The organism is Thalassospira profundimaris (assembly GCF_003326795.1).
Taxonomy (GTDB): Bacteria; Pseudomonadota; Alphaproteobacteria; order Rhodospirillales; family Thalassospiraceae; genus Thalassospira; species Thalassospira profundimaris_C.
This window is the reverse complement of record NZ_JPWI01000015.1, coordinates 54,821-77,525: the sequence shown is the minus strand read 5'-3', so window position 1 is coordinate 77,525 and position 22,705 is coordinate 54,821. Positions and strand designations below refer to the sequence as shown.

The 22,705-nt window shown below is 52.0% G+C and carries 29 protein-coding genes and 1 tRNA gene; 10 read left to right on the top strand and 20 right to left on the bottom strand.

Annotated features, from left to right (window positions below; translation table 11 throughout):
* Positions 1–80 precede the first annotated feature (80 nt).
* The 7 genes from TH30_RS19030 to TH30_RS19000 are packed head-to-tail and all read right to left on the bottom strand — an operon-like array spanning position 81 to position 5,752.
* Positions 81–1,295 carry a hypothetical protein gene (locus TH30_RS19030; RefSeq protein ID WP_114099687.1) on the bottom strand — a complete coding sequence of 405 codons (1,215 nt, stop codon included), beginning with the start codon at positions 1,293–1,295 and terminating at the stop codon, positions 81–83.
* Positions 1,292–1,903: a hypothetical protein gene (locus TH30_RS19025; protein WP_114099686.1), complete on the bottom strand. Its 612-nt coding sequence runs from the start codon at positions 1,901–1,903 to the stop codon at positions 1,292–1,294. The genes TH30_RS19030 and TH30_RS19025 overlap by 4 nt, the downstream gene beginning before the upstream one ends.
* Entirely contained in the window at positions 1,903–2,622 is a 720-nt protein-coding gene (locus TH30_RS19020; protein WP_114099685.1) for a hypothetical protein, read from the bottom strand. The genes TH30_RS19025 and TH30_RS19020 overlap by 1 nt, the downstream gene beginning before the upstream one ends.
* Positions 2,622–3,326, bottom strand: a complete 705-nt coding sequence (locus TH30_RS19015) for a hypothetical protein (protein WP_147252071.1) — start codon at positions 3,324–3,326, stop codon at positions 2,622–2,624. The genes TH30_RS19020 and TH30_RS19015 overlap by 1 nt, the downstream gene beginning before the upstream one ends.
* Positions 3,327–3,343: 17 nt before the next feature.
* A complete protein-coding gene (locus TH30_RS19010) occupies positions 3,344–4,855 on the bottom strand; it encodes a hypothetical protein (RefSeq protein ID WP_114099683.1) in 1,512 nt (503 codons plus the stop codon).
* Positions 4,856–4,857: 2 nt separating this feature from the next.
* Positions 4,858–5,301 (bottom strand): hypothetical protein, encoded by a 444-nt coding sequence (locus TH30_RS19005; RefSeq protein ID WP_114099682.1) that lies wholly within the window; start codon positions 5,299–5,301, stop codon positions 4,858–4,860.
* Entirely contained in the window at positions 5,294–5,752 is a 459-nt protein-coding gene (locus TH30_RS19000; protein ID WP_114099681.1) for a hypothetical protein, read from the bottom strand. Before TH30_RS19000 ends, TH30_RS19005 begins: the two co-directional genes overlap by 8 nt.
* Before the next feature lie 669 nt (positions 5,753–6,421).
* On the opposite strand from TH30_RS19000, the gene TH30_RS18990 reads away from it, so the two are divergent.
* Complete coding sequence (locus tag TH30_RS18990; RefSeq protein ID WP_147252069.1) at positions 6,422–7,606, top strand: Swt1 family HEPN domain-containing protein; 1,185 nt, start codon at positions 6,422–6,424, stop codon at positions 7,604–7,606.
* An 81-nt stretch (positions 7,607–7,687) separates the two neighbouring features.
* On the opposite strand, the gene TH30_RS22180 is transcribed toward TH30_RS18990, so the two are convergent.
* The 11 genes from TH30_RS22180 to TH30_RS18935 form a co-directional block, all read right to left on the bottom strand.
* Positions 7,688–7,831: a hypothetical protein gene (locus tag TH30_RS22180; protein WP_181850405.1), complete on the bottom strand. Its 144-nt coding sequence runs from the start codon at positions 7,829–7,831 to the stop codon at positions 7,688–7,690.
* A gap of 136 nt (positions 7,832–7,967) precedes the next feature.
* Complete coding sequence (locus TH30_RS18985) at positions 7,968–8,651, bottom strand: PIN domain-containing protein (RefSeq protein WP_114099678.1); 684 nt, start codon at positions 8,649–8,651, stop codon at positions 7,968–7,970.
* A 67-nt stretch (positions 8,652–8,718) separates the two neighbouring features.
* Positions 8,719–9,396, bottom strand: a complete 678-nt coding sequence (locus tag TH30_RS18980) for a GNAT family N-acetyltransferase (protein WP_114099677.1) — start codon at positions 9,394–9,396, stop codon at positions 8,719–8,721.
* Positions 9,397–9,533: 137 nt separating this feature from the next.
* On the bottom strand, positions 9,534–10,013 hold the full coding sequence (locus tag TH30_RS18975) for a hypothetical protein (RefSeq protein ID WP_114099676.1): 480 nt from the start codon (positions 10,011–10,013) through the stop codon (positions 9,534–9,536).
* Between the two features lie 196 nt (positions 10,014–10,209).
* Positions 10,210–10,893 (bottom strand): hypothetical protein, encoded by a 684-nt coding sequence (locus TH30_RS18965; protein WP_114099674.1) that lies wholly within the window; start codon positions 10,891–10,893, stop codon positions 10,210–10,212.
* 11 nt (positions 10,894–10,904) lie between these two features.
* Complete coding sequence (locus TH30_RS18960) at positions 10,905–11,285, bottom strand: BTB/POZ domain-containing protein (protein ID WP_114099673.1); 381 nt, start codon at positions 11,283–11,285, stop codon at positions 10,905–10,907.
* Between the two features lie 20 nt (positions 11,286–11,305).
* Positions 11,306–11,382: transfer RNA gene (locus TH30_RS18955), tRNA-Ile, on the bottom strand.
* A 4-nt stretch (positions 11,383–11,386) separates the two neighbouring features.
* Positions 11,387–11,665 carry a hypothetical protein gene (locus TH30_RS18950; RefSeq protein ID WP_114099672.1) on the bottom strand — a complete coding sequence of 93 codons (279 nt, stop codon included), beginning with the start codon at positions 11,663–11,665 and terminating at the stop codon, positions 11,387–11,389.
* Positions 11,662–12,072, bottom strand: coding sequence for a hypothetical protein (locus TH30_RS18945; protein ID WP_114099671.1), 411 nt, complete (start codon positions 12,070–12,072; stop codon positions 11,662–11,664). Before TH30_RS18945 ends, TH30_RS18950 begins: the two co-directional genes overlap by 4 nt.
* Positions 12,069–13,007, bottom strand: coding sequence for a hypothetical protein (locus TH30_RS18940; protein WP_147252067.1), 939 nt, complete (start codon positions 13,005–13,007; stop codon positions 12,069–12,071). Before TH30_RS18940 ends, TH30_RS18945 begins: the two co-directional genes overlap by 4 nt.
* A 5-nt stretch (positions 13,008–13,012) precedes the next feature.
* Positions 13,013–13,477 carry a hypothetical protein gene (locus tag TH30_RS18935; protein WP_114099669.1) on the bottom strand — a complete coding sequence of 155 codons (465 nt, stop codon included), beginning with the start codon at positions 13,475–13,477 and terminating at the stop codon, positions 13,013–13,015.
* Positions 13,478–13,619: 142 nt separating this feature from the next.
* Here TH30_RS18935 and TH30_RS18930 point away from each other — a divergent pair, with 142 nt between their 5' ends.
* The 9 genes from TH30_RS18930 to TH30_RS18885 all read left to right on the top strand — a co-directional run bounded on the left by TH30_RS18930 (position 13,620) and on the right by TH30_RS18885 (position 21,572).
* Positions 13,620–13,886, top strand: a complete 267-nt coding sequence (locus tag TH30_RS18930) for a hypothetical protein (protein ID WP_114099668.1) — start codon at positions 13,620–13,622, stop codon at positions 13,884–13,886.
* Positions 13,887–13,910: 24 nt separating this feature from the next.
* Positions 13,911–14,546 (top strand): hypothetical protein, encoded by a 636-nt coding sequence (locus TH30_RS18925; RefSeq protein ID WP_114099667.1) that lies wholly within the window; start codon positions 13,911–13,913, stop codon positions 14,544–14,546.
* On the top strand, positions 14,543–15,004 hold the full coding sequence (locus TH30_RS18920) for a hypothetical protein (protein ID WP_114099666.1): 462 nt from the start codon (positions 14,543–14,545) through the stop codon (positions 15,002–15,004). Before TH30_RS18925 ends, TH30_RS18920 begins: the two co-directional genes overlap by 4 nt.
* Before the next feature lie 34 nt (positions 15,005–15,038).
* Positions 15,039–15,518, top strand: a complete 480-nt coding sequence (locus TH30_RS18915) for a helix-turn-helix domain-containing protein (RefSeq protein ID WP_114099665.1) — start codon at positions 15,039–15,041, stop codon at positions 15,516–15,518.
* Positions 15,515–16,711, top strand: coding sequence for a site-specific DNA-methyltransferase (locus TH30_RS18910; protein WP_114099664.1), 1,197 nt, complete (start codon positions 15,515–15,517; stop codon positions 16,709–16,711). The genes TH30_RS18915 and TH30_RS18910 overlap by 4 nt, the downstream gene beginning before the upstream one ends.
* Positions 16,708–17,529 (top strand): hypothetical protein, encoded by an 822-nt coding sequence (locus TH30_RS22485; RefSeq protein ID WP_220150343.1) that lies wholly within the window; start codon positions 16,708–16,710, stop codon positions 17,527–17,529. Before TH30_RS18910 ends, TH30_RS22485 begins: the two co-directional genes overlap by 4 nt.
* Positions 17,529–18,275 carry an adenylosuccinate synthase gene (locus TH30_RS18900; RefSeq protein ID WP_114099663.1) on the top strand — a complete coding sequence of 249 codons (747 nt, stop codon included), beginning with the start codon at positions 17,529–17,531 and terminating at the stop codon, positions 18,273–18,275. The genes TH30_RS22485 and TH30_RS18900 overlap by 1 nt, the downstream gene beginning before the upstream one ends.
* A 95-nt stretch (positions 18,276–18,370) precedes the next feature.
* Complete coding sequence (locus TH30_RS18895; protein ID WP_114099662.1) at positions 18,371–19,249, top strand: DUF5131 family protein; 879 nt, start codon at positions 18,371–18,373, stop codon at positions 19,247–19,249.
* Between the two features lie 376 nt (positions 19,250–19,625).
* Positions 19,626–21,572 (top strand): MobA/MobL family protein, encoded by a 1,947-nt coding sequence (locus TH30_RS18885; RefSeq protein ID WP_114099660.1) that lies wholly within the window; start codon positions 19,626–19,628, stop codon positions 21,570–21,572.
* Here TH30_RS18885 and TH30_RS18880 read toward each other — a convergent pair whose 3' ends face one another.
* Positions 21,573–21,980: a hypothetical protein gene (locus TH30_RS18880; RefSeq protein ID WP_147252065.1), complete on the bottom strand. Its 408-nt coding sequence runs from the start codon at positions 21,978–21,980 to the stop codon at positions 21,573–21,575.
* Positions 21,947–22,705 (bottom strand): hypothetical protein, encoded by a 759-nt coding sequence (locus TH30_RS18875; protein WP_114099658.1) that lies wholly within the window; start codon positions 22,703–22,705, stop codon positions 21,947–21,949. The genes TH30_RS18880 and TH30_RS18875 overlap by 34 nt, the downstream gene beginning before the upstream one ends.

The following is a 22,705-nucleotide window of genomic DNA, read 5'->3' as shown; positions in this document are numbered from 1 at the left end:
ATAGGCAGGGCATTTGGATCGTATGATACGGTTGCGCGCGTGCGCCACAGGCGCCTTATCTGTATAAGGCGCCTTCCCTGTCAGGCAGCGTTGCGAGCTGGTTGGGTCAGAATGTTCAGGAGGAATGGCGCCATCTTTCCTTCTGCAGGATCAACAATTTTGTCGATATCGCTGGCGGTGTCGAACCAGGCAAGTTCAATATCTTCTGCATCTGTGAAGCGGGCTAGGACTTCGGGATCAGCGAGCGACCCGTTGCGAAGGAGCAACAGGCTGATCAGGGATGATTCATTCATATTCAATCTGGCGAGCAGGGCCGAATTGAATCGTTCCCGTGATCTGGCAAGTCGGGTGGCCGGGCAGGCCATCGTGCCGGACGGGCTGGTCCATTCTGCATCGGTCCAGGAAGCGTCATGCATGTCCGCCATTGTCTGAACAGACCATTGCATATTGCCCAGATCGACGGTCTCGATCAGATAGATGGTTTCGGCATCGATGGCGACAAGCTGAACGCTTGCCTTGGGGTCCGCATCAAAGATATCGGGAACAAATCCGCCGTCAGCAGCATTGACTTGCAAATTGACCCTGGTTTCGTAACCAAGCTCGCGCAACTGATCGATTGCAAAAGGCAGTCCGGCTTCCGGATCCAGAACAGGTTTTGATACCGGTGCTTCCGGGCGTTCGGGTGCTGGCTCAAGTTCCGCCATCGGGTCGGAATAGACAAGTCCGGTTTCCTGAGATGCCATTCTTTCAGCATCAACATTTACGTCCTGTCCGGACGGGTCATTACGCTCCGCTGCATCTGGTTGACTTGCAACCGGTTTGGAAGCTGGCGGGTCGAGTGTCAGGGTTACCGGCGCTCTTTCAGGAGAAACATTTTCGGTTCGATTGACCGCGGCCGAGGCATTCCATTCAATACGTGCCTCGATGCGCGGTTTGGGAACTCTGATCCGGATCATCCTTGCGATGAGCTTTCCAGCCTTGTTCCAGAGAAAAGCGACAGGATAGGCCAGATAGATGAGTTTGGGCGTCTGGCGGAACAGGATGCGGAAAGGTTCGGCAAGAAATTTCCAACCAAGGAAGAGGCATGTGCAAATGGTGATCAGGCCAAGCAGATGGGCCGCAGTCAGCCATAAATGACCGAGGCTGTAAGCCTCCAGCGGCCAACCTGCCAGATCTGCCAGGCCTGCGCGATGATCTGGATTAAGCCAGTTGATCCCAAACAGGGCAAGGATCGCCCAGCCCGACAGAAAACTTGCGACCGATGCGCAAAACAAGGCTGCAATAAGGGGGATCATGACGACAAATCCTCAAGTGCTTGGAGATGTATTTCGATATCCGGATGCCACCAGCGTCTTTTGATCGAATGGGTGCTGCCAAAATGATCCGGATTATGGTTGAGCAATGTGAGGATGAAAGTGCTGTCATCCCGTTGCAGTGCTCTTTCAATTCTGGCGCATGCCGCGCCGGGATCCTCATACAGCCCGGCCAGAGCATTCTGTAATTCAAGACGGATGGCTTTAAGAGCTTCCGGATTGCGACGTGTTCGTTTTCGCGAAGTGGTGCTGCTTTTTGCCGCTGGTGGCGTTTCCGGCTTGGCAGATGTCAGCACGGCACATGCATCATCAAACCAGCCGATCGGCAGGTTGTCGATATTGCCTGGCATGTTTTCTATATTTTGCGCGATGAGCTGGGGCAGAAAATGGCTGTTGAGCTGCCCGGCGGCAGGAGGCAGGTTGACTTTGATATCTTCCGGGATGGCATCGATTTCATACCATCCCCGGGTTGGTTCGAGACTTGCCCATCCAGCTCCTGCTTTAACGACAATCCAGTGATCTGGCAGGCCTGCCAGCTGCTGTTCAATGAGATTGCCGGGATCAGGGTGCGGATTGACAAGAACAGCCATCAGCTCACCTTATCGGTGTGGCTGAGATCATCTTCGTCGATTGGCGTCCAGGTGATGGTCAGGGTTGCTGGTTTGAATGGTTGGGCTTCTGAAACTGCCACTTGATCCAGCAATTTGCATCCTCCGGGGTCACCGTTGTAGCAACTGAACTCGCGATTGAATTGTTCGTTATAAATGTTTGACCAGTGCTTGAGGTATTCCTCGGGCATTGGAGAAAGATCGATGACATATGAATTTCTAAGGTTTTCATCTGTGGCAATAGCGACTTGTCTTCCAAGATCGTCTTTAGCGACAGATGAAGAGTTTAAGCCATACGGGATCAATCCATCCAAGTTAATGCCGTATCGATTCTCCTTCCTTCCATGCGCAGAAATCAAGATTGTTAATGGCATAGCGATGTGCTGTTTGGTGAATTCTGCATATTTTGTGCGTTCAAAATTCGGGTCGATAAACATCCGAGAGTTTCCTTCAGCATATCGGCCAACTCCGATCAGCTGAAGGTGATGATTTTCGAGTGGAAGGTTTATTTCACAGGTTCTTGATGATGTTTGAGCTCTAAAATCACAAACTGAACTTGTCTTCGCCGATAAAGAACCACCCTCTTCAGAGAATTCAACGTCAACACTGTAAAGTTCAGGCGCATCATCCCACCAGCATGCACTCAGCAGTAATGTAAGAGGCAGAAGGGTCATAAATTTGCGCATGGCATTAATGTTCATCAGCTCACCTTATCGGTATGACTGAGATCATCTTCATCGATTGGTGTCCAGGTGATGGTCACATTTGCCGGTTGATAGGGAACCGTCACTTGCATACCTATGAATTCAATGATTTTGCATCCATTCACATCCCCGGTATAACACCCGGATTTTCTATTAAAAAATTCATTGTAGGCATCGTTATACAGCTTAATATACGGAGCTGGATTTGGTTCAAAACTTAGATTTCTTCCGTCTCTGAGTTCGCTGTCTGTTACGACCACAACTTTCTGGCCAAGTTCATTTGTTGCTGTTGCTTGATTTGACCAGGACCATGGCAGATCTCCATTTACGATCAGATTGTACCGGTTCTCTTTACGGCCATGTGCAGAGAGTTCAAGCGACAAAGCAATTTCTTCGTGTTTTGAGAAGGCAGTAGCATATTCTGATTTTGCGTAAGCCGGGTCAGCGAACATCTGGTCGATTTTTGCCTTATACTGTCCTGCTCCGGAAGGATTTAAATGTGTGTCTTTAATCACAAGCTTAACAGAGCATTGTCGTGTGGCAGTTTGACCTCTGAAATCACAAACTGCTTGTGAATGCCCGGAGGTGAGTTTTCCGTTCTCCTGAAAAACAACGTCTACGCGATACAACTCTGGAGCTGTATCGAACCAGCATGCGTTGAGCAGTAATATAAGAGGGAGAAGTGTAACTATCTTGCGCATGGCATAATTCCTAAAAATCATAGGCCGTTTCGGTCGCGACCTACGCCGGATTGCCGAAGGGCCTGTGCAAATGATTTTGTGATGATATCAGCAAATTGCTGCTGCTCTTTTTGTGATCCCATCATACTGCCATTACCGCCTCCGGTTGAAAAGCGGTCAGTGCCAATATTGCCAAAGCCTGCAGAAGAACTAGTGTTTTGCGATGTCGGTGGAGCTCCTTTGAAGGGATTGATGGCTGAGGCTGCGCTGCCCACAAGCCCATGGTTATGAAGTGTTTGACCAATTTCGCTTTTATTCATCAGGCTGGAAATGCTGTTACCTGCACCGCCTTGACCGAAGAGCGTACCTCCACCATAGCGCATGGCAATGCCGGCGCCGCCCATGGCAGCAGTTTTTGCAGCCATCACGACGGCTGCAGCCGGTCCAGGCCCGTCATTGGCGCCAGAAATATTGGAGGCAAGGGTTTTGGCCGACAAATGGAGCAAAACTGACAAGAAACCAATAACGACAAGAGTTAAGAATTCCTTCTCAAAAACAATCCAAGCACCAACATTAGATAGACGTAGTGCTTCTGCACATTGTTCGGGCGACATTTCTTCTACGTCACCTTTTCCATACCATTTGAATGCCTCATAACCCTCTTCTGGCCAGGCACCAGTATAAATCGTAGAGCTGTTTTCACACCATAAACGATATCTTATCGTTCCGCTGCCTGCCTGTTGTGCGGCTTCAAGTTTGGTGCTCAGACGACCTTTAAAGTTATCAACTGCAACCATGGTGAAGCCCATGGCGCCGGCAGCAAATATGATGGTGAAAAAGGCTCCAATCAGGATGCGGATGCCGGCTGTGCTGAAAGGGCGAAAGAACTTGAAGGGAAAAAGAGCGATCAGGATGGGTGCAGCCGTACTCATGGCCACATATTTGAACATCGCTTCCGCCATGAAGGCGGCAAAAATGCCGAGCACGAATATGAAGGGCAGCATGCCAATTATCGACATTAATGCCCTGACAATAGTGGCAGGAGTCAAAATAGTGCCATTACCATAAGCCACCTGTGCCATGAGCCCAAGAATACCAAACATTTGGTCTTCGATAAGCGCCGCAAGAACCGCGTAGCCATTGACGATCGTTTCGCCACCGACTTGAATTGTTGCTGTCGCGGTGTCGATCGGATATGGCAAGGCGAGTGCCTGGCCATAAGTCGGCAGCTTGCGCAGCATTTCAATGGCAATCCCGAGAGACATATCCTCAATTGCCCAGAAAACATTCAGGACAAGTGCCGTTCCACCTGTCTGGTTCAGCAGGAAGATCGCGGCGATAACAGCCAGGATCGAATAGGCAAGCCCTTCAAGTCTTTCCTTCCCTTTCTGCGGTTGCGCAATCATCATGACCGCGATCAGGATGATGTAAAGCGAACTTCCGCTTCGCAATAGCGTGAGCATCGGCGGACCAAGGGTGGTATATACGCCGGTCGCGAAAGCGTATTTGATCTGGTAAAGTTCGTTGAAGAAATCGGCGATGTAATCCATGCCTATTTCCCCCGGGCCTGTTTAATCAAAAACCACAAAGAGATCAGTCCGGGTGGAAGAGCACAGGCATAAACCCAGGGATTGGTCGGCATGAACGAAATCGCCCCCAGACAGACGGCCAGAATGAAACAGAGCAACTGGAAACTGTCGCGCGACTTTTTTTCCTTACGCAAGTCACGGACCGGTTTCTCGCGCGCAATGCGTGCACAGTCGGCAAAGGCACGAATAAGCCAGGGATAGTAACCCGGCTGGCCAAGCTGCAAAATCTGGGACTGCAGCTGATAGCTGTCTTCATGTGTGAGAACGGCCCCTTGCCGTTTCATCCAGTCAGTTATGTCGGCCAGTACGACAGGAATGTCATCATCCTTGGGGGGGCGTGAAATCTCCTGAAGCGCCGTGTGCCGGGCTTCCTCTTCACGGGTTATGCCATATTCCTGATCAGTCATGCCGCGATTCCGTCAGTTTGGCCGCCAAAGCCTTGGCAATTTCATCGCCGGTCGCACCGCTTTTGATCAGCTGTTCGATCTGGCCCAGATCAATGTTCGGATCGATAACCGAAACGGCGGATGCAAGTGTTGTTGTCGCGGCTTTCTGACGTATTTTCGTCAGGCTCGAATGCGCATCGGCAATCTTGTCAAGTCTGGTGCCAAGCTGATTGGTCAGAGTGGCTGCCTGGGTTGCAGGAGAGATGGCATTTGCCGGATCATGTTCAGTGACCCATTCGCGGATTTTCTCAAGCTGATCTTCTGCCGCCCTGATTGCGGTATTCAGACGGTCACGGGCAGTTGAGACACTGTCGCGCTTCGCCGCAGATCTGCTCCGGCGCTGAGCATGCGGCGTTGTCTCGCCCGTAGTCGGGGATTTCTGATCGATGGAGATCTGTTCGTTATTATCCATTGGGCTCAATCCTTTTTGGTGTCAAAGCTGATGCGAAACAGAAATGACGGGCTGTCTCCATCCCGAATGCGTTTCTTGACGTCACGAGACCGATATAAAACTGTCCGACCGGCTAAAAAAATGCACCAGACAAGCCCGGTCGCGCCGAGCAGTTTTGCATTGTGAGGCATCAACAGATTGCCGATCGACACAGAGGTCAGAATGAGAACAGATACCCGGTCGATCATTTTGCCACCGGTTCAGCCAAAGAGGCGGAGGGACTGTTCATGCTGAGCCTTTCATGTCGCTGAAGTCAGGTAACGACATCGAAAATATTATATTGCAAGAAATTTTGCAAATATCAATTTATGAAGATGGCAGAGGTCGTCCCCCTGAATTCTGTCAATCAGTTCCATTTTGGGTAATGCGCCATAACAAATTGGCGATTTGACAGAAGGACAGTGAGGATAACGCTACGGGGTGAGAACCCCTTGCCGAACATCAGCGAAAATGCCGGATATCTGGTCGTAGTTTGTATCTTTAACTGATCGTGTCATACTTAAATCCTCGAAAGTTAATGTTTATGAGACGGAATATCTGCTCTCATAAGTTTCTATGCCAAAGAGGGGTTTGGGTGCCAAAACGGATGTTCAGGTTCCCATATTCGTTTAATGCCGGGATTGGATACAGATGACATCGAACGACGATCAACCAAGTGAAAAGACAGAGCCTCCGCGGGCAACAGATCGGTTGCAGCAAGCGATAAAATCAAGTGCTTCCCCCTTGAGTGAGTTTGCAGAGCGATCCATCCAGATGTCCGCATTGGGGCGGGCAGCTACTGCCAGCGAAAAATTGCGCCTGGACGTCGAGCGCATGATTGATCCCTATCGCGGGCTGGATTGGGAGCCGGTGTTTGAAAAAATCCAAAGAATTGGTCTGACCTATCAGCAGTTTGCGAAATCTCCAGAGATCGTCCGTATAGGAGCAGCATTGGAGAAGCTTCACGACAGCCCGCTGATGGCTGCAGCGCAGAATGTCGGACTTTTCGCGGTCAATCTTCAATCCCGACTAGCAGAGTTTAATCCGGTTCTGCTCGAAATTGCCAAAGCCGAACATGCCATAGCGGGACTGGTAAAACTTCAGACCATCGGGGATCTTGTCCGGCAGCCTGACAGCTACAGCCCCGGCATGGTTGAAGCCATGCGAGACGAGCTCGGAGACTGGCGTGATCCGGTTCAGTTCTCTGTAGATCAGGCTGTTTTATCTCGTGAGGAGACATATCGGGATCACGGCTTTGATGATGAACTGGTTGAGGGCGAAGACGAAAGTTTCGTTGAAATCGTCGATACAACCGGCATTCGACAACCCGCCATGATTCTTGAAGATATCTTCGGAACTTTTGCCCCTGTGCCCTTGATTGGCAAGCTTCCCGACGGTGATTTGTCCCGTCAGGCTTATAACTGGCTCTTTGTTCTTGAATGCGGCATACGGCGGCTCATCGCTCATGTAATGGAAGAGACATTTGGCCCGGGATGGCCACGACATCGGTTGCCAAACCGCATGTATGATACATGGCTGGACAAGCAACAGAAAGCCGTCAAGGCTGGGCGACGGAAGGGCCCGCTTATCGACTATGCGGACTTCACCGATTACCAGAAGATCATCGAGCGTCGTGATAATTGGAAGGAAGTCTTTTCGGCCTTGTGGCATCGCCAGGAAGATGTGCGTGAAAGTCTACAAAGGCTTTACTGGGTGCGTATCGAAACCATGCATTCCCGTGCGTTACTCAGGCAAGACATCCTCACTGTTTACATTGAAGGTCAGAGGCTTCTGCAATCGGCCCGCAAGATTTGGCCAGGTAGCTTCGAAGGCTAGGTCTTTGCAAAACCGGTTGAGATAGAAAGGTTGCCCGACCTTTGCCGGGCAGCCTCTATATTTGCTCGCGGCCAATACCGGTCAGGATGATTTCGTCATCTCTTTGCACTCACGGGCAGTTTCAAGAGCTGCCTTGAGGTAGCAGGCGACGAAACGATAATTCTGATCTTTCCGTGCCAGTTTGAGTGCTTGTTGAAGAAGTTGTTCCAGATCCGGTTTGACCATTCTGTTCCCTCCTGTGCTGTTCGGGCGGATTGCCCGATAGTAGAGAAACACAGGACAGTCTTGATATCTGTGATAGCGCGCCGCCAAACGTAAATTTGGCAAGCGCCAACATGATTGCCAAACAGTTCAGTTACGGTTATTTGCAAGCGGATTTTTTTGCGTAGAGCACCCGATGGCTCTTGACCACTTCCCAGTCGGGTAAGCGCCCGATCTGCTTGCTCAGGCTGGCACTGTAACGGATCCCGAGTTGAGCGGCGAAATCCCCGATGGTTTGTAGTTCAACCATATGATCTTGGCCGCATAGCTGCTCAAGAAGCTCTCGCAAATCTTCAGCAACTGGTTCTTGTTTCGGTGGAGGGGCTACACCGGCTGGAGAACCGCGGGCACTGTCTCTGATATTGTGAAACAGGATGCATTTATCTGCATGTAATGCCAATTGCTTGCGCATGATGTTTTTTGCCGGACAGATGGCCACAGCTTCTATGTCGTAGCTCCTGAAGAGCGCAAAGGTAGTCATGAACAAGCGATCAGCTGATGCAATCGCGATACAATTGGCCCCGCGTTCGATGAGCCGTCCGGCTTGCAGGGTAATTGCGATATCTGCAGCATCCCGGATCTGGGGGGCGACTGTAAGCTCAAGCTGTTCGACTGACATTACACCTGACCATGCTTCCGCTTTTTCGTTGCAATAGACATAAACCGGCCAGACCATTTGGTAAGCATGGTCATAAAGCGCTTGCAGAATGGCGGGTATAGCCGCCGAAGATATCTGGTCACCGTCAATCAGTAGATGAAGGGGCTTTGTTTCGCGCTTGTTCATTTCGTCGGCAAACTAGGTTTGAAGGTTGGTCCGCTTGGAGAGGAGCCGTGCTCGTTTCAGGCTCGGCTTATGTCAGGCTGAACCAGAAACTTGCCCCAATGATTAAGAGTAAGCCATACAGCATCAGGCGGTAGAGGTTTTTTGAAAACCAGTATGAAAGGCCTGTCAGAAAGGGCTTGTCTGTAAAGACGTTTCGGAAATCTCGCAGATGATCATATTCTCTGGTTTTATGGGCAAGATCACGTTCAAGCTGATCCTTTGTCTGGCAAATCTTCATCAGTCCGACCGGTAGATCATGAATCAGGTTCGAAGCACCGCTTTCAGATTTTTTCAGATCTTTGACCAGAATGTGTTTCATGACTGGTCTGCCCTTGATCAACTCAAATTCCAGTCCGAATTTTTCGTAAAAATTCTTGCGGCGGGCAACGGTCAAAGGGTCTGGGTCAAAGATGTCTATCGGGGAAACTTTTGCCTCTGGCCATTCCTGTGCCCAGTCAATGATCCTGTTCATCAGGCAACTGCCAATGCCGTAACCCCGTAATTCATCAGGGTCCAGAAACAGGACATTGGCTACCACGGCCAGGGATTTCTGGTGGGCGTTATAGATGGCGTCGAAATACTTGTAGGGGACCGGGCGTTCATACCAGTTCCTGCTGACGACAGCATATCGAATATAGAGTTTGCTTTCATATAGACTGCCGTCGGATGCTTTAAACCGCTCTTCGCGCGGATTTACATGCAGCATCCATTTCCCGGATGCAGGATCCTCAGGATCGGATGGGGCGACAGAAATCAGAAAGTCTGGATGAGGGATGTAAGGTGTTAACAAGGGTTGGACGACCTGTCTCGAATGATGGATGAGGAGATATTATTGTCGTAACTTCAAAGCGGCAATTGCAGATCTTTGCGATCTGCTTCATCGCGCAAGAGTTCCTGAGCGCGAATATAGGCGCTGGCCGAGAAGAAGGACGCGCCAAGCGGACTGTTCTGGAGCTCGTCATTCCAGCCATCAAGCCACGTTGCAGCGTCTTTCGCCTGAAGCCATTTTCCCGCCAGTCGCTTAAGCCGTTCCGTTCGCACATGCGGTGACCCGGTCGAACCCTTGCCATCATACCAGTCCTTGTCGGCCGCAATGCCGGTGACCGCCGGTTGCGCCGGTGTTTCGGCAGAAAAGGTGCCTGACGGTTGGCCAACATGCTCAAAAAGCATTTCATCGGCGAGATCCTGTCGCTTTTTAATCCGGATCAGGAAATACTGCTTAAGGATCCAGGCGAGATCACCAAAGGTATTGGCCCGATCGTCCTTGCGATAGGGCAGGGCATCGATCAGGTGATCGAAAGCCCCGTAGCGTGATGCTGGCATCAACCAGAGAATGGACTGCAGATCTGTCTCTGCCAGTGTGCTGTTTTCGTGAAAGATTGTGTCATCCGGCCGAAGGGAAGCCGGAGCCGTTTCGATCTGGATGGCAACTTTTGCCTTTTCAACTTGGCATAGGCGTTGTTGAGGAGGGCGTCGAACAGGAACTGGAAGCCGTGACCGTTGATCGTGCATTTGGCGGTCATGGTTTAGACCTTTCCAGTTTGTAGACATCCCCATTGTCAACGACCTGCTGGCGTGCCTTTCGTTTAAGAAACTCATGGTCGGTTTCGTCGATAGTGAAAGGGCCACGACCTTTAGGTGGGTTCGTGCTTATATCGGGCAATTTGATCTGAATGTGCTTAACACCGAGCCAGTGTTTCAGTCTGGAAGGTCCGATGATTGTTCCAAGACTGGGGTCGACAAGGCGCAATAAAAGCTCGCGCCATTTTGAAGCGTCCTGTTCATTGGAAATGAACTGGCCATAGACCCTTTTCGCATCAATGTAATCTGCAACAAGATCACAGAACTTTTTCCAAAGCGGCCAGGTGTTATCCCGGTCCAGTGGGTCCACCCATCTTGCCGGGACGTCGAGCGATTGAATTCGATTATGAATGCCTTTGCATTCTTCTCGGAGTACAGAGGATAGGGCTGCCCCGCCAGCGGTTTCATCCTGGAATGGCAACTTGCCCGAGATGATTTCGGGAAGGTTATCAAGCTGTGCTGCCATATCGGCAAGAAGGCGAATGATCAGGTCGGTGTTTGCTTGTGGTTCAATGGCATCGACTGCGATCTTGATGCGTGATCCCAGCGACCGTTGAAACGCGAACCACGCGAACAGAATTTCTTGTGCTTTCTGTCGCGGGTTTGATTGAAGATTAGTCATGATGGTTCTCCCTAATCCGCAGGCCGGAAAGCATATCCTTGCAAGGCAGCGGATTTGAGTATCTCGACAAGACAGCGATAGGCGGTCGGGCTTTCAGCTTCCAGAACTTTGCCATATAGGTGCATGTCCTGGGCGGAAGAGAGCGCAAATACCAACTCCATTACGTCGTCATATTCGAGGTAGTAATCGTATGTGATTGCTTGGCCACCCGCGTTGGAGCGAAATTCAAGTTTGAGTTCGCGCGCCCGTTCCAGAATAGCGGTCCACATTGCCCGATAATATTCCCGGTTCGTCAGGACGAAGTTTCTGTCAATGAAACCATTGGATTCCGAACTATCGAGACAAATGGTGTCGGCCGTAATCTTGCCCGGGCCGGATGCGATGTTATTCATTGAGGATCTCCGTAGTGTGTTGGTAGCCCCGGCAGGATTCGAACCTGCGCTCCTTCGGTTATGAGTCGACAGCTTTTGACCGCTAAGCTACGGGGCCTTGTCTATTCTGCGGCCTTGCGGGGCGGGTTTGTTTGCAGTTTCTGAAGCTCGCGGTTCGCTCTTGTCTGATGGATCGCGAGATCGGGATACTGCCTGACGACGGTGTTGATATAGTGACTTGGTGCAGCACCGAGTTTACCGACCTTCACAAACTCGATCAGCAGTTCTGCATGAGAGCGTGCCTTTGGGCTATTGCGCGACAGGCTATGCAAAAATGTTTCAGCACAAGCAATGGCCGCCCAGGAAAAGGCAAGGTAGGTGGTGTCCACTTTATCTGTCATTGGCAAGGTCCTCCGAGTGAGGGAAGGCGACGACGCGCCATGCGCCGTTGCTGACGTTTCTCCGCAGCCGACGTCGCTTGACGACGCAGATCACCAGCTGCCGCGATAGCCTGCTTTTCAGGGCCACTTTTTGCTGCGAACTCGGCACGGGTTTGCTCGGTAACTGCGGGCGCGCGGGTCAGTTGTGGTGGCGGTTTTAGGCAGAAAAAGCGACGCCCGCTTTCACGTAAGGTTCCATCCTCGACCAAAGCCTGAATGACCCGATCAAGGCGCTCCCGATCAAGGTCGCTCCCAAAATGGCGACGGATGGTGCTCTTGGTGAACTGGCGATGGAAGCGCAGGTAGTTCATCACCTTTTCGCGATAGTGTGCGCACCACCATTCTTCGGAAGCTGAAGCACTGCTCATGAGGAACCGCCATTCTTGGGGGGGGCCGTTCTGTTCAGCTCTGTGTCCATTCCGATTGTCGAAAACTGATCTGGTGTTCCGGTATAGACGCGCTTCACACTTGCATCGGCCGCCGAAATCTGGCTGTCGTAATCCGCCGTGGGTTTCGCGCCGGATTCTTGATTGACGCGCCCGGTTGGAGGATGATCCCGTATGCTTAAATCGGGCTTGCCAAGAGCATGCAAGACCCAATAGATCGAAACGGCCAGACCGCCACCGACCATGCTCAGCGGAACGCACATCCAGAACAGTTCAATGATCTGGTAACTGGCCTCGATTATACTGTGCGTCTTTAGTGAGCTTGTGATCAGTACAAAGACGACCCCTGCGCATAAGCCGCCGACAAGACCGCGAATGAACCAACCCCAGCTTGTAAGTTTCGGGCGGCCGAGCATTCGGTTTAGCCAGCTTGAAGAACACACCTTGTATCCGGTGTAACGCGCCAGAGTAAGCAGTTCTTCAATCTGGTCTTGTCGAGACAGCTTGTAGTCGCGTGTTCTCCCGAACACGGGTTCTTCTCCTGCGATCTGCGCAACCAGTTGGCAGAAGTCTTGCCAGGCCGAGCTTTTATGGAACAGCGGCGGACAATAGAGATGTTTGATGGTGTGATGCACGCGCCGTGCTGTGTCATAAAGTTCATTGTTGAGTTGGGTGGCATCAGATCTTTCAGGGTGAATGTGGGAGCGTCCGTTTGCCAGCATCCCGAGATCGCGCATGTACATGCCAAACGCTGACATCATTGTTGTCAGGTCATGGTTCAATGCTTCCACATCGACAGGGGTATCGTCGAATCTGCCGGTTCGAACAAGGTCCCGAGAGTCCCGACAGTGATACTGCACCGACAGATATCGATAGATGAGATCGCCCGCCAACTGTTGCGCGTCGAGAATATTCATATCGCTCATCCCTTCCGTGATTGATCAGAACGACGAGGAGCGGGCCGCAACCCTAGTGCGGCGAGTTGATCCGGCCCTCCGGAATAAACACGCTTCATCGTCACATCGTTCATCGTTACACGCGCTTCATAGTCGACAGTCGGCCCGTGAGGGGTGTCGGACGGGATGTTCGTTTCGGAGGTTTGCTCGGCTCCAAAGAAATCGATGAACATCTGTCTAAGCACGACGACACACACCGCGATCGCGCCAACGCAGAGCGAAGCGGCACATTGGAAGAAGAGACCGTAGCCCAGCGTTCGAAGGGAGTAGGCGCCAAAGGTGTTGATCAGATCGGCAAGCGTTTCGACGTTAGCAGGAAGAGCCACACCAACGACGAAATAGACGCACTGCAAGAGAAACGCGCAACGTGTCCACGCCCATCCGATGAACGCCCAGCGCGACCACACCTCGATATGCTCACTTACAGCCATCTGTCAAAAGTCTGAAATTTCAAATCTCTAATCCCTTCCCGCCAGAAAAAAACAGTCAAATCGCCAATTTGTTATGGCGCATTACCCAAAATGTATTACATTGAAAGAAATTCATTTGCAAGAAAATTAGGATTGCAAGAAAATGTCGACGATTGTTCCAAAGCTCGAAGCCAATCTGGTCTCCCTGGAAGAAGGGTTGCCGGCAAAGATTGAAGCTGCCCGCCTGAGCAGGGGATTTTCAGTTTCTTCCTTATCTGCTGCGATCCGCCAGGAAGGACACAGGATGCTCAGTCGTCATCGTCTTGCCGGGCTGATTCATGGCAAGAGTTCGTTCAGCCTTGCCGATGCCATCGGATTGGGCCGCGTGCTTTTTGATGACGAATTGGCATTATTCCAAGCTTCGAAATAATCGTAGCGCAGGAGAAACACATCTATGTTGGATCCGATCTGTACACGCTATGACGGGTTTTATCTTGTGCCGTTGCCGTTTTCGTCAGAGATGGTCCGTGCCAATTGCGATGGTCTTAAAACCGCCACCCGGCGACCGGCTGGTTCGGCCATTCTGCGCAATGCGCAGGAGGCGTTGAAGCAGCGCCTTAATGTTGTGGGATGGGTTCGCGAGGCATGGCAGGCGACCTATGCAACAGAACATGGAACGTCAGGCGACTACTTCGACCTGACGAAGCAGGAGCGCGATCGGTCCACGATCTCGGCCGTGCGCTATCGCGCGGATGAAGAGCTGCGCGGTGCCGCAAACAGCATTCGATGGGTACCGGCGATGCATATGCCATTTGAGCGCAATCGGCTCTTTATGAGGATCACAGCAATCGACCTGGTTCGGCTTGGTGACATCAGTGAGCAAGATGCCGTCGACGAAGGCGTGTCGGCCTGTATCGGTCGCGTAAGTGTTGGATTTCATCCAAGCGCCGTAAGTCTCTTTCAATCCATCTGGTCTGCTTCTTATGGTGTATGGAATGCTGATCAGATGGTGTACCGAATTTCATATGAGCGGCCCATCGCGGGCCCTGTATCCTCGTACATTGAGGTTTATCAGGAGATCGCGGCATGAATGTTGGCACAATGTTGATCACCGGCTTGGAAACGGGACCGGATGACGATGGCTTCTGGAACATCGAGAATGGCGGCCGTATCTCGATCGATCTCTTCTCAAAAGCTCTGGCAGGCTGGCTTGTTCTGCAAGGCCGTGACATACCGGTTTCGGAAGCCCGCGCAGCCTTCAACACGACGACGTTTGTCATCGAGCAAGCGGCAACGTGGCGTTCAACACTGCGAACGAGTGACGGCACACTGATCTTCGTGAGGGATCGACAGTTTGCGCGCACAGTAATTGATGTGCGGGAATTGTCACTGATCGTTCAAGTCATATCGGCCGCCCAGAATGCGGAGGTTACGGTCAACGATATTGCCCTTCTGCTCTTGCTCACGCCCGCCCAGATTAGAGAGGCTGTGGAAGCACACGCGTACATGTCTCTGAACGGTGATAACATCGAGCATGAAGGGCAGTAATTGTGCCCATAATCTTTGATCAGGGAGAGAAGAAGTGAATAAAGAAGTGACCGTAGAAAAGCGCACTCGCGGACAACGCGGTATTAAAGGTCAATCGAACCCCGTAGATGTGCATGTCGGTGCGAGACTGCGTTTGCGTCGAACGCTGATCGGGCTTAGCCAAAGTCAGCTTGGGCGTGACATCGGTTTGACGTTTCAGCAGGTGCAGAAATATGAGCGGGGCGCCAATCGCATTGGGGCATCGCGCCTTTATGATCTCGCATCGATTCTGGATGTTCCGGTCTCCTTTTTCTTTGATGATATGCCTGAGGAGATCAAGCAAAAAACGCCGGAGCAACGCCGACAGACCGATGTCAAACACGAAGCGGATCCGATGCATCGGCGCGAGACACTTGAGCTTGTCCGCGCCTACTACCGCATCATTGATCCCGGTGTCCGAAAGAAGTTTTTCGAACTTGTGAAGGCGATGGGCGCTGGGGAGGCGAATGAGGAAGTGATGGAGCGCCATCGATGACCACCATTCCCTCCCAGAAGCAGCTCATTCTTCCTTTGCTTGAAGCCTGTCAGGCCGCTGGCGGAAAACTGCAAGCGCGTGATGCGTATGAGGCTCTTGAAGCGCAGTTTAACTTGAGCGCCGACGCCTTGTCAGAAACGGTGAAGTCCGGGCAAGGCAAAACGGTTTCAAAGTTCCAGCAACGTGTCCGCTGGGCCCGTCACCGTGCTATTGAGGATGGTTTGTTGCGATCAGCTGGGCGAGGTGTCTGGGCGATTACTGAAGAGGCCGTGGATAAGTTGGCCAACAACCAGACCGGGATTGTGTTTACGATCTGGGAGACCGAGCTTGGACAGGTGCTTTGGGGGTCCGCCGAGGAGGCGGCCGCCGTTATTGAGCCCGGTGTCATTGATCTGATCTACACAAGTCCGCCTTATCCGCTTTTGCAGCCGAAAGAATACGGAAACTTGAAGAGTGCCGACTGGCTGAAATGGATGGGCGATCTGTCGGAACTGTGGTCAGGTCTATTGGCCAACAGCGGATCTCTTGTGGTGAATATCGGATCGATTTCGGAGGCGGGTAAGCCGTTCAAGGATCCATATGCCGCACGCTTCCAGTTGGACCTGATCGACCGGATCGGCTTGCACCTGGTGGATGAGCATTATTGGCACAATCCTGCAAAACTTCCATCGCCGGTACAGTGGGTATCGGTGCAGAAGAAGCGACTGAAAAACACAGTCGAGCATGTGTTGTGGTTCTCTAAGTCGGAGGACTTCAAATCGAACAACGACAACGTACGTGAGGCAGAAAGCCCGAACACGACGCGCTGGCGTGCAAACGCATTGGCAAGCGGTACAGGCCTTGGCAAGCGCCCTGGCGGCGCGATAGCGGGGCAGGGCTTTTTGAAGACTTCGGGTACTGCCATTCCGTCTGTGCTTCAGGTGCAATCTCACGAAGGCCCTCACAGCGCGTATCGCCGTGCGTGCAAGTCGGCTGGTATCAAGCCGCACCCGGCAATCTCGCCTTTGGCGCTGCCTGATCGATTTATCCGTCTGACAACTGAGCCGGGCGATCTCGTTTACGATCCGATGGCGGGTTCGCTTGCAACGTGTTTTGCCGCTGAGCAGCTGGGGCGTCGATGGATCGGATCGGAGCCGTCTGCGCATTACATCGCGGGCGGCACATTGCGATTTTCACAAAGGAGTGCGCGATGACCAAGGTAATCGAGACGGCATCCGTTCCATTTGATCCTCGCGTGATTGATGGCGTTACTTGTGTGTTGGTTGAACCGGTCCCGAATGATGATGAGTCTTTAACAGTGACCGGTGAGGGCATCTTTAGTGAGCGAGATGGTGAGACTGAGCTGAGATATATTCTCGCTCAAACCAGATTGCCGTGGAAACATGCTGTCATCAACCGTGGCCGTGGGCTGACGTGGTGGCTCAGTGATGAGGAAGTCACTGAAGTCATGGGATGGCGCGTCACTGTGGGGATTGAGGAATTCCTGAACGTTACCGCGTCCTGTCGGGCCAATTGCAGTGCGCGACTGGATAACTGGTTTAAGGAACTTGCGACCTACAAACATCCCATCAGATTGACGATCATGTGCCCGAAGAAAATCTGGACCACGATAGATCACCTTAAGGGCGATTATCAGAAACGGGCCGGAGATTGGGCGTCGGCCTGTTTTGGGGTAGAGACGGCTATTGATCACTTTCATCGCCGCAATCGCTTCATGGAGGAAGCGATAGAGCTGCATCAGGCAGCTGGTGGAACCGCCGACGAAATCATTCAGCTTGTACACCATGTGTCCAACAAGCCGACCGGAGATCCGCATCAGGAAGTGGGCGGTACGATGGTGACACTCGCGACATTGTGCACTGCTCTTGGCATTGACCTTCTACATGCCGGCGAAGATGAACTTGCGCGCGTGTGGGAAGAATTCCCTCGCATTCGTGCCAAGCAGGCTGCTGCAATAAAGGGCTCGCCCTTGCCAGGGGACATCATTGCAGCATCTACGGAGAAATCCTGATGACCATCGTTCGACGCACTGAAAGTCTGGCGACAGTGCCGGCCGACCTGCAAGAGCGAACGCTTAGTGAGCATGACAGGCTTTGTGAAGTCGCTCGAAAATGGCTGTTGCGCGCCCACTCATCACGTGGACTTGGCTGCAATTTGGCGCTTCGCGAGATCAGCAGCATCTATGGAGGCGAAAGCCCTGATGTGCTGGGATATCGAGCATCCGGTCCATGGTCGGGAACTTATCTGGTGGAGGTTAAAACCAGCCGCCCGGATTTTCTTGCAGACCGAAAGAAGGGCTTTCGGGCTGACCCGTCAATCGGTGTTGGCGACTGGCGGTTCTATCTGTGTCCGGAAGGGCTCATTTCCCCGGCAGATCTGCCCGAGAAATGGGGCCTGATCTGGGTGAATAGCCGTGGACACATAAAGCCTCAACTCTGCCTGCATATCGAGAACTCCCCGCATCGGAAAGAGCATCGCGCCAAGGTCGAAGCGATGCGTTTTGCCGGAAATCGTGATCACGAGTTGCTGCTGTTCCTCTCGGCACTGCGCAACAACACCGATGCCCAGGAGGTGCTCGACCGAAAACGGGAGCAGCAGAACCTTGTAGCCCGTTTAAGCCGCTCATTGGCGGATGCCAAGGAGCGCTGCGGTAGACTTGAAGGGCAGCTGCAAGCGCAAGCTCGACAGATGCGTGAGCTCGCCGAGCATGTTCGGAAAACAACTGGCACTGCAATTCCTGCCAGTTTCGGGATTTGAGAGCGGCTTTCGATCGGCGGACCTGTTGCAAGCGAAAGCCCCAGAGGTTGCTCTCAAATACCCCGTCCTCCTGATGGAACTGGAAAGGAAACATTATGGCCATACGTGAATCCGGTATTGAATGGACGCATTATTCCGGTAACGCCTGGATCGGATGCACAGCAGTCGGCCCGGGTTGCAATCTTTGCTATGCCGATGCGCTTTTCGCCAAGCGCTTGCATATGGTGGAATGGGGGCAAGGCAAAGCTCGTCACAAGGTGAAAGGTTTTAGCGCGAAAGTGCGCAAGGCCAGTCAGCAAGCAGCACGCCTGGGTGTTCGTCAGCGCTTCTTTGTGAATTCGGCTTCCGACATTTTCGACAATGAAGTACCCGAGGAATGGCGCGAAGATGTCTGGAACACACTGCGGACAACCAATCATCTTGATTTTATCCTGGTAACCAAACGGATTGGCAATGCGGTTAAAATGCTGCCCGCCGACTGGGAGCACGGCTATAGCAATACCTGGTTGCTGGCGACAATGGTCAATCAGGAAGAAGTCGATCGGGATATGCCCAAGCTGGCAGCGGTGCCAGCGATCGTGCGGGGCCTATCCATCGAGCCGATCATGGGCCCGGTGGATCTGACTGAATGGCTGCATCTGCTCGATTGGGTCATCATTGGTGGGCAAAGCAAGCAGATGGGAGATGCGGAACCATTGGTGGCGAATTATGAATGGGTCCGCAATCTCATTGATCAATGCCAAGCAGCTGGCGTTGCAGTTTTCTTCAAGCAATGGGGTGCGGGGCGTGTGGCGCCACACGGCAATGTCATCGATGGCGTGTCAATCCTTGAGTTTCCTTTATCAAATGTCCGTCGTTGTATCAGCTGCGGGTGCCATGATCTGCATGCCTGTCTGACGGATAATGGAACCTGCCATTGGGCTTCCTCAAATCTGTGCAGTCGTTGCATGACTAAAAGCGGAGAAGCAGCATGAGGCTGAAATCAATCATGACAATCGGCGCAAGCATTTGCTTGTGCGCTCTGCCCCAACCGTTGTTGGCTCAATCAGGCAGTTGGAATGCCTATCAGGGCAATGCCGGGGGGAAGATCACTCCGCGCACATCCCAGACTGAGGAAACCAGGACCTGGAACCAGGAAATTCTGACGCTCGAGACAAGAACAATAGCAGCACTCCTTGGACAGGGTTATGAGCCCGCCAGCGTAAGCCTGAATTATCTGTCAGGTAACACGGAGATATATCTATCCAAACCGGACGGGAAGCCGTCACTGATCCTTTGCACTCTCAGGACTCAGGCAGGCAGCTCAGACAATATACAGACCATTGCGACCCGATGCATGGCTTTTAACTGATGCGCATTTTTTTTGATGATCTCCTCGATGGCGGTGAAGACACCGGGCCCAAATTAGGACGCGTCACCATGGCGGAGGAGGCGTTGATTAAACGCCTGCTGCATTCTGATCCCCTATGGGATTTTAAAAGGTTCGCTGCATCCCGTCGCAACCCATTGGTGCCGGCACTCAAAACATCCCGACCGATATCAGCTTCTGGAGGTCAAACCTTTGTCTTCAGCCTCAAAGGCTGGCAATCCGTCGGTGCGTCGCAACGTTACTGTGTCGGTCAGCCTGCCGCGGCCCAAAAAGCCGGTTTGACATATCATCCAAATATTCGCCACCCTGGCGGGATTGGTGCCTTCCGCTTTGACGAATCTCTTCCTGCCGGAATGCGCGAAGTCTCAACCTTTAACGGGGCTCGCTTGCGTGTGGGAGGAGCCGCGGCATTTCAGGCCTATATCGAAAGGGATGATGCGGTTGAATTTTCCGCCGGTATAGAAAGCTCGGTGGGCAATATTCACGGTGAGACCGAGTTCCGGAAAATGTTTTGGGATGCCGTTGAACGGCGTGAAGGCGGCGGAAAGAGGATTCAGCACAGAGTGATTGCTGAACTTCCATATGAGGAAGCTATTGGGCCGGAAGGCCGACGCGACATACTGTCACAGCTTGGTGCAATTCTGGACGATATGGGGTTGCCATGGCATGGGGTTGTTCATCTTCCCGAAAAACAATCTGATCCGAGAAATTATCATCTCCATCTTCTTTTCCATGATCGTCCACTTCTGGGTTGGGATTCCTGGGATCAGCCTATTTTTGCCCGTATGAAAAACCAAAAGGTGCGAGGACAGAGCTTTATAAAGGATTTGCGGACGTCCTATGCCAAGATCGTAAACAAAGCTTTTGAAAGATCTGGGGTAAAGCGCTTGTGGGACCCCAGAACCTATCTGGAAATGGGCATAGATAAACCCCCTCAGCAACATCTGGGAAGTGCAGTCGTTGGACTGGAACGTCGTGGAATTGTTACAGCCCGGGGCAAACAGGCTGCGGAAGCTGAAATGGCCTGGCGATATCGAGAGTTCGAGATTGAAAGGATCCGCAAAAGACTGGCTGTTGCTGAAAGGCTTGATCGGCGAATAGTTACGGTTCGTGACAATGAAAATAAAGCGTCGACGACGGCAATTCGCATTGCACAGGCCCGGTATCTGGAAACTGTAACCAGAGCAACCAAACAATATGTAACGGTTCTCGATTGGCAACATCAGCAGAAGTGGTTGCATGAACGCCACAGAGTTCTGAGGTCGCGGCTCGAGCTTCTTCTTGAAGATTCCGAGTGTGGAACCTCTGCGAGGCGATATACGCGCAAGCTGGACAGATTTTATGGCAGGTTGTTCGGAAATATTGGCGTGGCAACCCAGTACGCCCAAAGACGTCTGGACAAGGATCGTAAACAGGTCGAGACAGCGCAACACAACTGGCTTGTCGAGGTTCATCTCGAAAAGCTGATCCGAGCTAACGGGGCCATTGAGCGCGCTGTTTCCGAGATGGCCTGGAAGAAAAGCCGAGAAACCAGGACCGGCAAGGAATATGACACGCTGTTGGAGCGCCAGAGGTCGTTCCTTAAAAAGCGTGTGATATTGCGAAACCGATTGCCTGATGGAACGGCTTGGGATGAAGTTGAACGTGAGGTGAACCGCGGCCCCAAATCCTGGGAGCGTATGGACGTGTCCTGGGAAGAAGCAAGTGAAGTTGTTCTGGGTCTGAGAAATATTGGACGCAAACTCGAACGCCTTGTCAGAAATATGACAAAAGATGAGGGGGCAGTAGATGAGAACCCTGTCATTCAGGCGCGTCGAGAAAAGGTTCAGGTGTTGCGCGCCATTCGTGAATCTGGTCTGACAGAAGATATATCCCGGAGAATTGGAGGAATAGTCCGACGCAAATTGGAAATTAAGCGACCGAGATAATCAGGCCGCTTCTGTTGCCTCTGCATTTGAAGGTGCGGCATCTTCCAGATGCAATCCGTCACCCTGATCGATGTCCTTGCAATATAATATGTTGCTGAGATCGGTAAATGCCAGAAAGAGCAAGGCGGACACACTGTGGGAGACAGGCACGCGTAGCGTCGACTTGTTTTCAGCTATATATTCGACGATATCGATTGGCATGGTGAGCCTTGTGGTTTTGCCCGGCTCGCCCTCTGTGATTCTCTGTGCGAAATGCGTCCAGAAGTATGGTTTGCGCTTGGCCAGTTGCCATGCCCGATATAAGCCAGCAAATCTTTGCTTGTCGGTAAATTCTCGCTTCCATGCCTGATTATAGGCTTCGGGAAGGCGAACCATCATTTTTTGAGTGACAACTCTCTTACCGGACATATGAAAGCCTCCAGAATAAGATCGCGCGTTTCGTAGCGAGCAAGGGAAAATCGTAGCAACCCAGCGACGATGACATAATTGGCAATGCTGCTTTCCGCATGGATTTGCTTCACTTCCTGCCACACCGAAGAGCGAATTTCGAGTGCTGCCGTTTTGGTCGTTTCTTCCTCATGAACTTTGCCCAGCTTGATGTTCTCGCGCTTGCTGGTTGCAAGTCCGAGTTCGACGAGCATGCCAAAAACAATGCCTGCAGACGGTTTTCTCCCGACGATTAAAGCATTGATTGCCCGGCATTGTTCCGGAGTGCGTCCACGGAACAGGTCTTTACGATACAAGGCGGCAGAACGGAGAAGATCAGACCGCTTTTCATCAAAGAACCCGGCCTTGGCCCGCTTACCATAAATTCCGCCGACATTTTCAAGACGAAAACGGGCGGGATGATTTGTGATCTGGTTTTCCAGCTCTTCATCTGACCCGTCAGGGTGGTCCATCAGATAGGTCAAAACAGCTTCGGTAGCCTCATCAGCAGGGCCGCCTTTGCCAACAAGCATTTGGCAAATATCTGCAATTGCTCTTTTTCGCAAAATGACACCATGGATCGCACCGCAGATTTCGGTCATGGCACGATGGTTTTGCTCAGAGAGATTGATGGAGTTTTTGATGATTTTGTCTTTTGGAACCTCTGGCAATCGTGGCTTGGCCAGAGATTTGAAAATTTCTTGCAT

Excerpts from the sequence above, each read along its gene's own strand:
- TH30_RS19005 (WP_114099682.1), bottom strand. The coding sequence starts at position 5,301 with ATGACTGATCAGGAATATGGCATAACCCGTGAAGAGGAAGCCCGGCAC.
- TH30_RS18940 (WP_147252067.1), bottom strand. The coding sequence starts at position 13,007 with ATGAATATTCTCGACGCGCAACAGTTGGCGGGCGATCTCATCTATCGA.
- TH30_RS19000 (WP_114099681.1), bottom strand. The coding sequence starts at position 5,752 with ATGGATAATAACGAACAGATCTCCATCGATCAGAAATCCCCGACTACG.
- TH30_RS18975 (WP_114099676.1), bottom strand. The coding sequence starts at position 10,013 with ATGCCAGCATCACGCTACGGGGCTTTCGATCACCTGATCGATGCCCTG.
- TH30_RS18885 (WP_114099660.1), top strand. The coding sequence starts at position 19,626 with ATGCGCATTTTTTTTGATGATCTCCTCGATGGCGGTGAAGACACCGGG.
- TH30_RS18925 (WP_114099667.1), top strand. The coding sequence starts at position 13,911 with ATGTTGGATCCGATCTGTACACGCTATGACGGGTTTTATCTTGTGCCG.
- TH30_RS19025 (WP_114099686.1), bottom strand. The coding sequence starts at position 1,903 with ATGGCTGTTCTTGTCAATCCGCACCCTGATCCCGGCAATCTCATTGAA.
- TH30_RS18945 (WP_114099671.1), bottom strand. The coding sequence starts at position 12,072 with ATGAGCAGTGCTTCAGCTTCCGAAGAATGGTGGTGCGCACACTATCGC.
- TH30_RS19030 (WP_114099687.1), bottom strand. The coding sequence starts at position 1,295 with ATGATCCCCCTTATTGCAGCCTTGTTTTGCGCATCGGTCGCAAGTTTT.
- TH30_RS18935 (WP_114099669.1), bottom strand. The coding sequence starts at position 13,477 with ATGGCTGTAAGTGAGCATATCGAGGTGTGGTCGCGCTGGGCGTTCATC.
- TH30_RS19010 (WP_114099683.1), bottom strand. The coding sequence starts at position 4,855 with ATGGATTACATCGCCGATTTCTTCAACGAACTTTACCAGATCAAATAC.
- TH30_RS22180 (WP_181850405.1), bottom strand. The coding sequence starts at position 7,831 with ATGGTCAAACCGGATCTGGAACAACTTCTTCAACAAGCACTCAAACTG.
- TH30_RS18880 (WP_147252065.1), bottom strand. The coding sequence starts at position 21,980 with ATGTCCGGTAAGAGAGTTGTCACTCAAAAAATGATGGTTCGCCTTCCC.
- TH30_RS18910 (WP_114099664.1), top strand. The coding sequence starts at position 15,515 with ATGACCACCATTCCCTCCCAGAAGCAGCTCATTCTTCCTTTGCTTGAA.
- TH30_RS18930 (WP_114099668.1), top strand. The coding sequence starts at position 13,620 with ATGTCGACGATTGTTCCAAAGCTCGAAGCCAATCTGGTCTCCCTGGAA.
- TH30_RS18985 (WP_114099678.1), bottom strand. The coding sequence starts at position 8,651 with ATGAACAAGCGCGAAACAAAGCCCCTTCATCTACTGATTGACGGTGAC.
- TH30_RS18960 (WP_114099673.1), bottom strand. The coding sequence starts at position 11,285 with ATGAATAACATCGCATCCGGCCCGGGCAAGATTACGGCCGACACCATT.
- TH30_RS19015 (WP_147252071.1), bottom strand. The coding sequence starts at position 3,326 with ATGCGCAAGATAGTTACACTTCTCCCTCTTATATTACTGCTCAACGCA.
- TH30_RS18900 (WP_114099663.1), top strand. The coding sequence starts at position 17,529 with ATGACCATCGTTCGACGCACTGAAAGTCTGGCGACAGTGCCGGCCGAC.
- TH30_RS22485 (WP_220150343.1), top strand. The coding sequence starts at position 16,708 with ATGACCAAGGTAATCGAGACGGCATCCGTTCCATTTGATCCTCGCGTG.
- TH30_RS18980 (WP_114099677.1), bottom strand. The coding sequence starts at position 9,396 with ATGCTGCATGTAAATCCGCGCGAAGAGCGGTTTAAAGCATCCGACGGC.
- TH30_RS18950 (WP_114099672.1), bottom strand. The coding sequence starts at position 11,665 with ATGACAGATAAAGTGGACACCACCTACCTTGCCTTTTCCTGGGCGGCC.
- TH30_RS19020 (WP_114099685.1), bottom strand. The coding sequence starts at position 2,622 with ATGAACATTAATGCCATGCGCAAATTTATGACCCTTCTGCCTCTTACA.
- TH30_RS18920 (WP_114099666.1), top strand. The coding sequence starts at position 14,543 with ATGAATGTTGGCACAATGTTGATCACCGGCTTGGAAACGGGACCGGAT.
- TH30_RS18965 (WP_114099674.1), bottom strand. The coding sequence starts at position 10,893 with ATGACTAATCTTCAATCAAACCCGCGACAGAAAGCACAAGAAATTCTG.
- TH30_RS18875 (WP_114099658.1), bottom strand. The coding sequence starts at position 22,705 with ATGCAAGAAATTTTCAAATCTCTGGCCAAGCCACGATTGCCAGAGGTT.
- TH30_RS18895 (WP_114099662.1), top strand. The coding sequence starts at position 18,371 with ATGGCCATACGTGAATCCGGTATTGAATGGACGCATTATTCCGGTAAC.
- TH30_RS18990 (WP_147252069.1), top strand. The coding sequence starts at position 6,422 with ATGACATCGAACGACGATCAACCAAGTGAAAAGACAGAGCCTCCGCGG.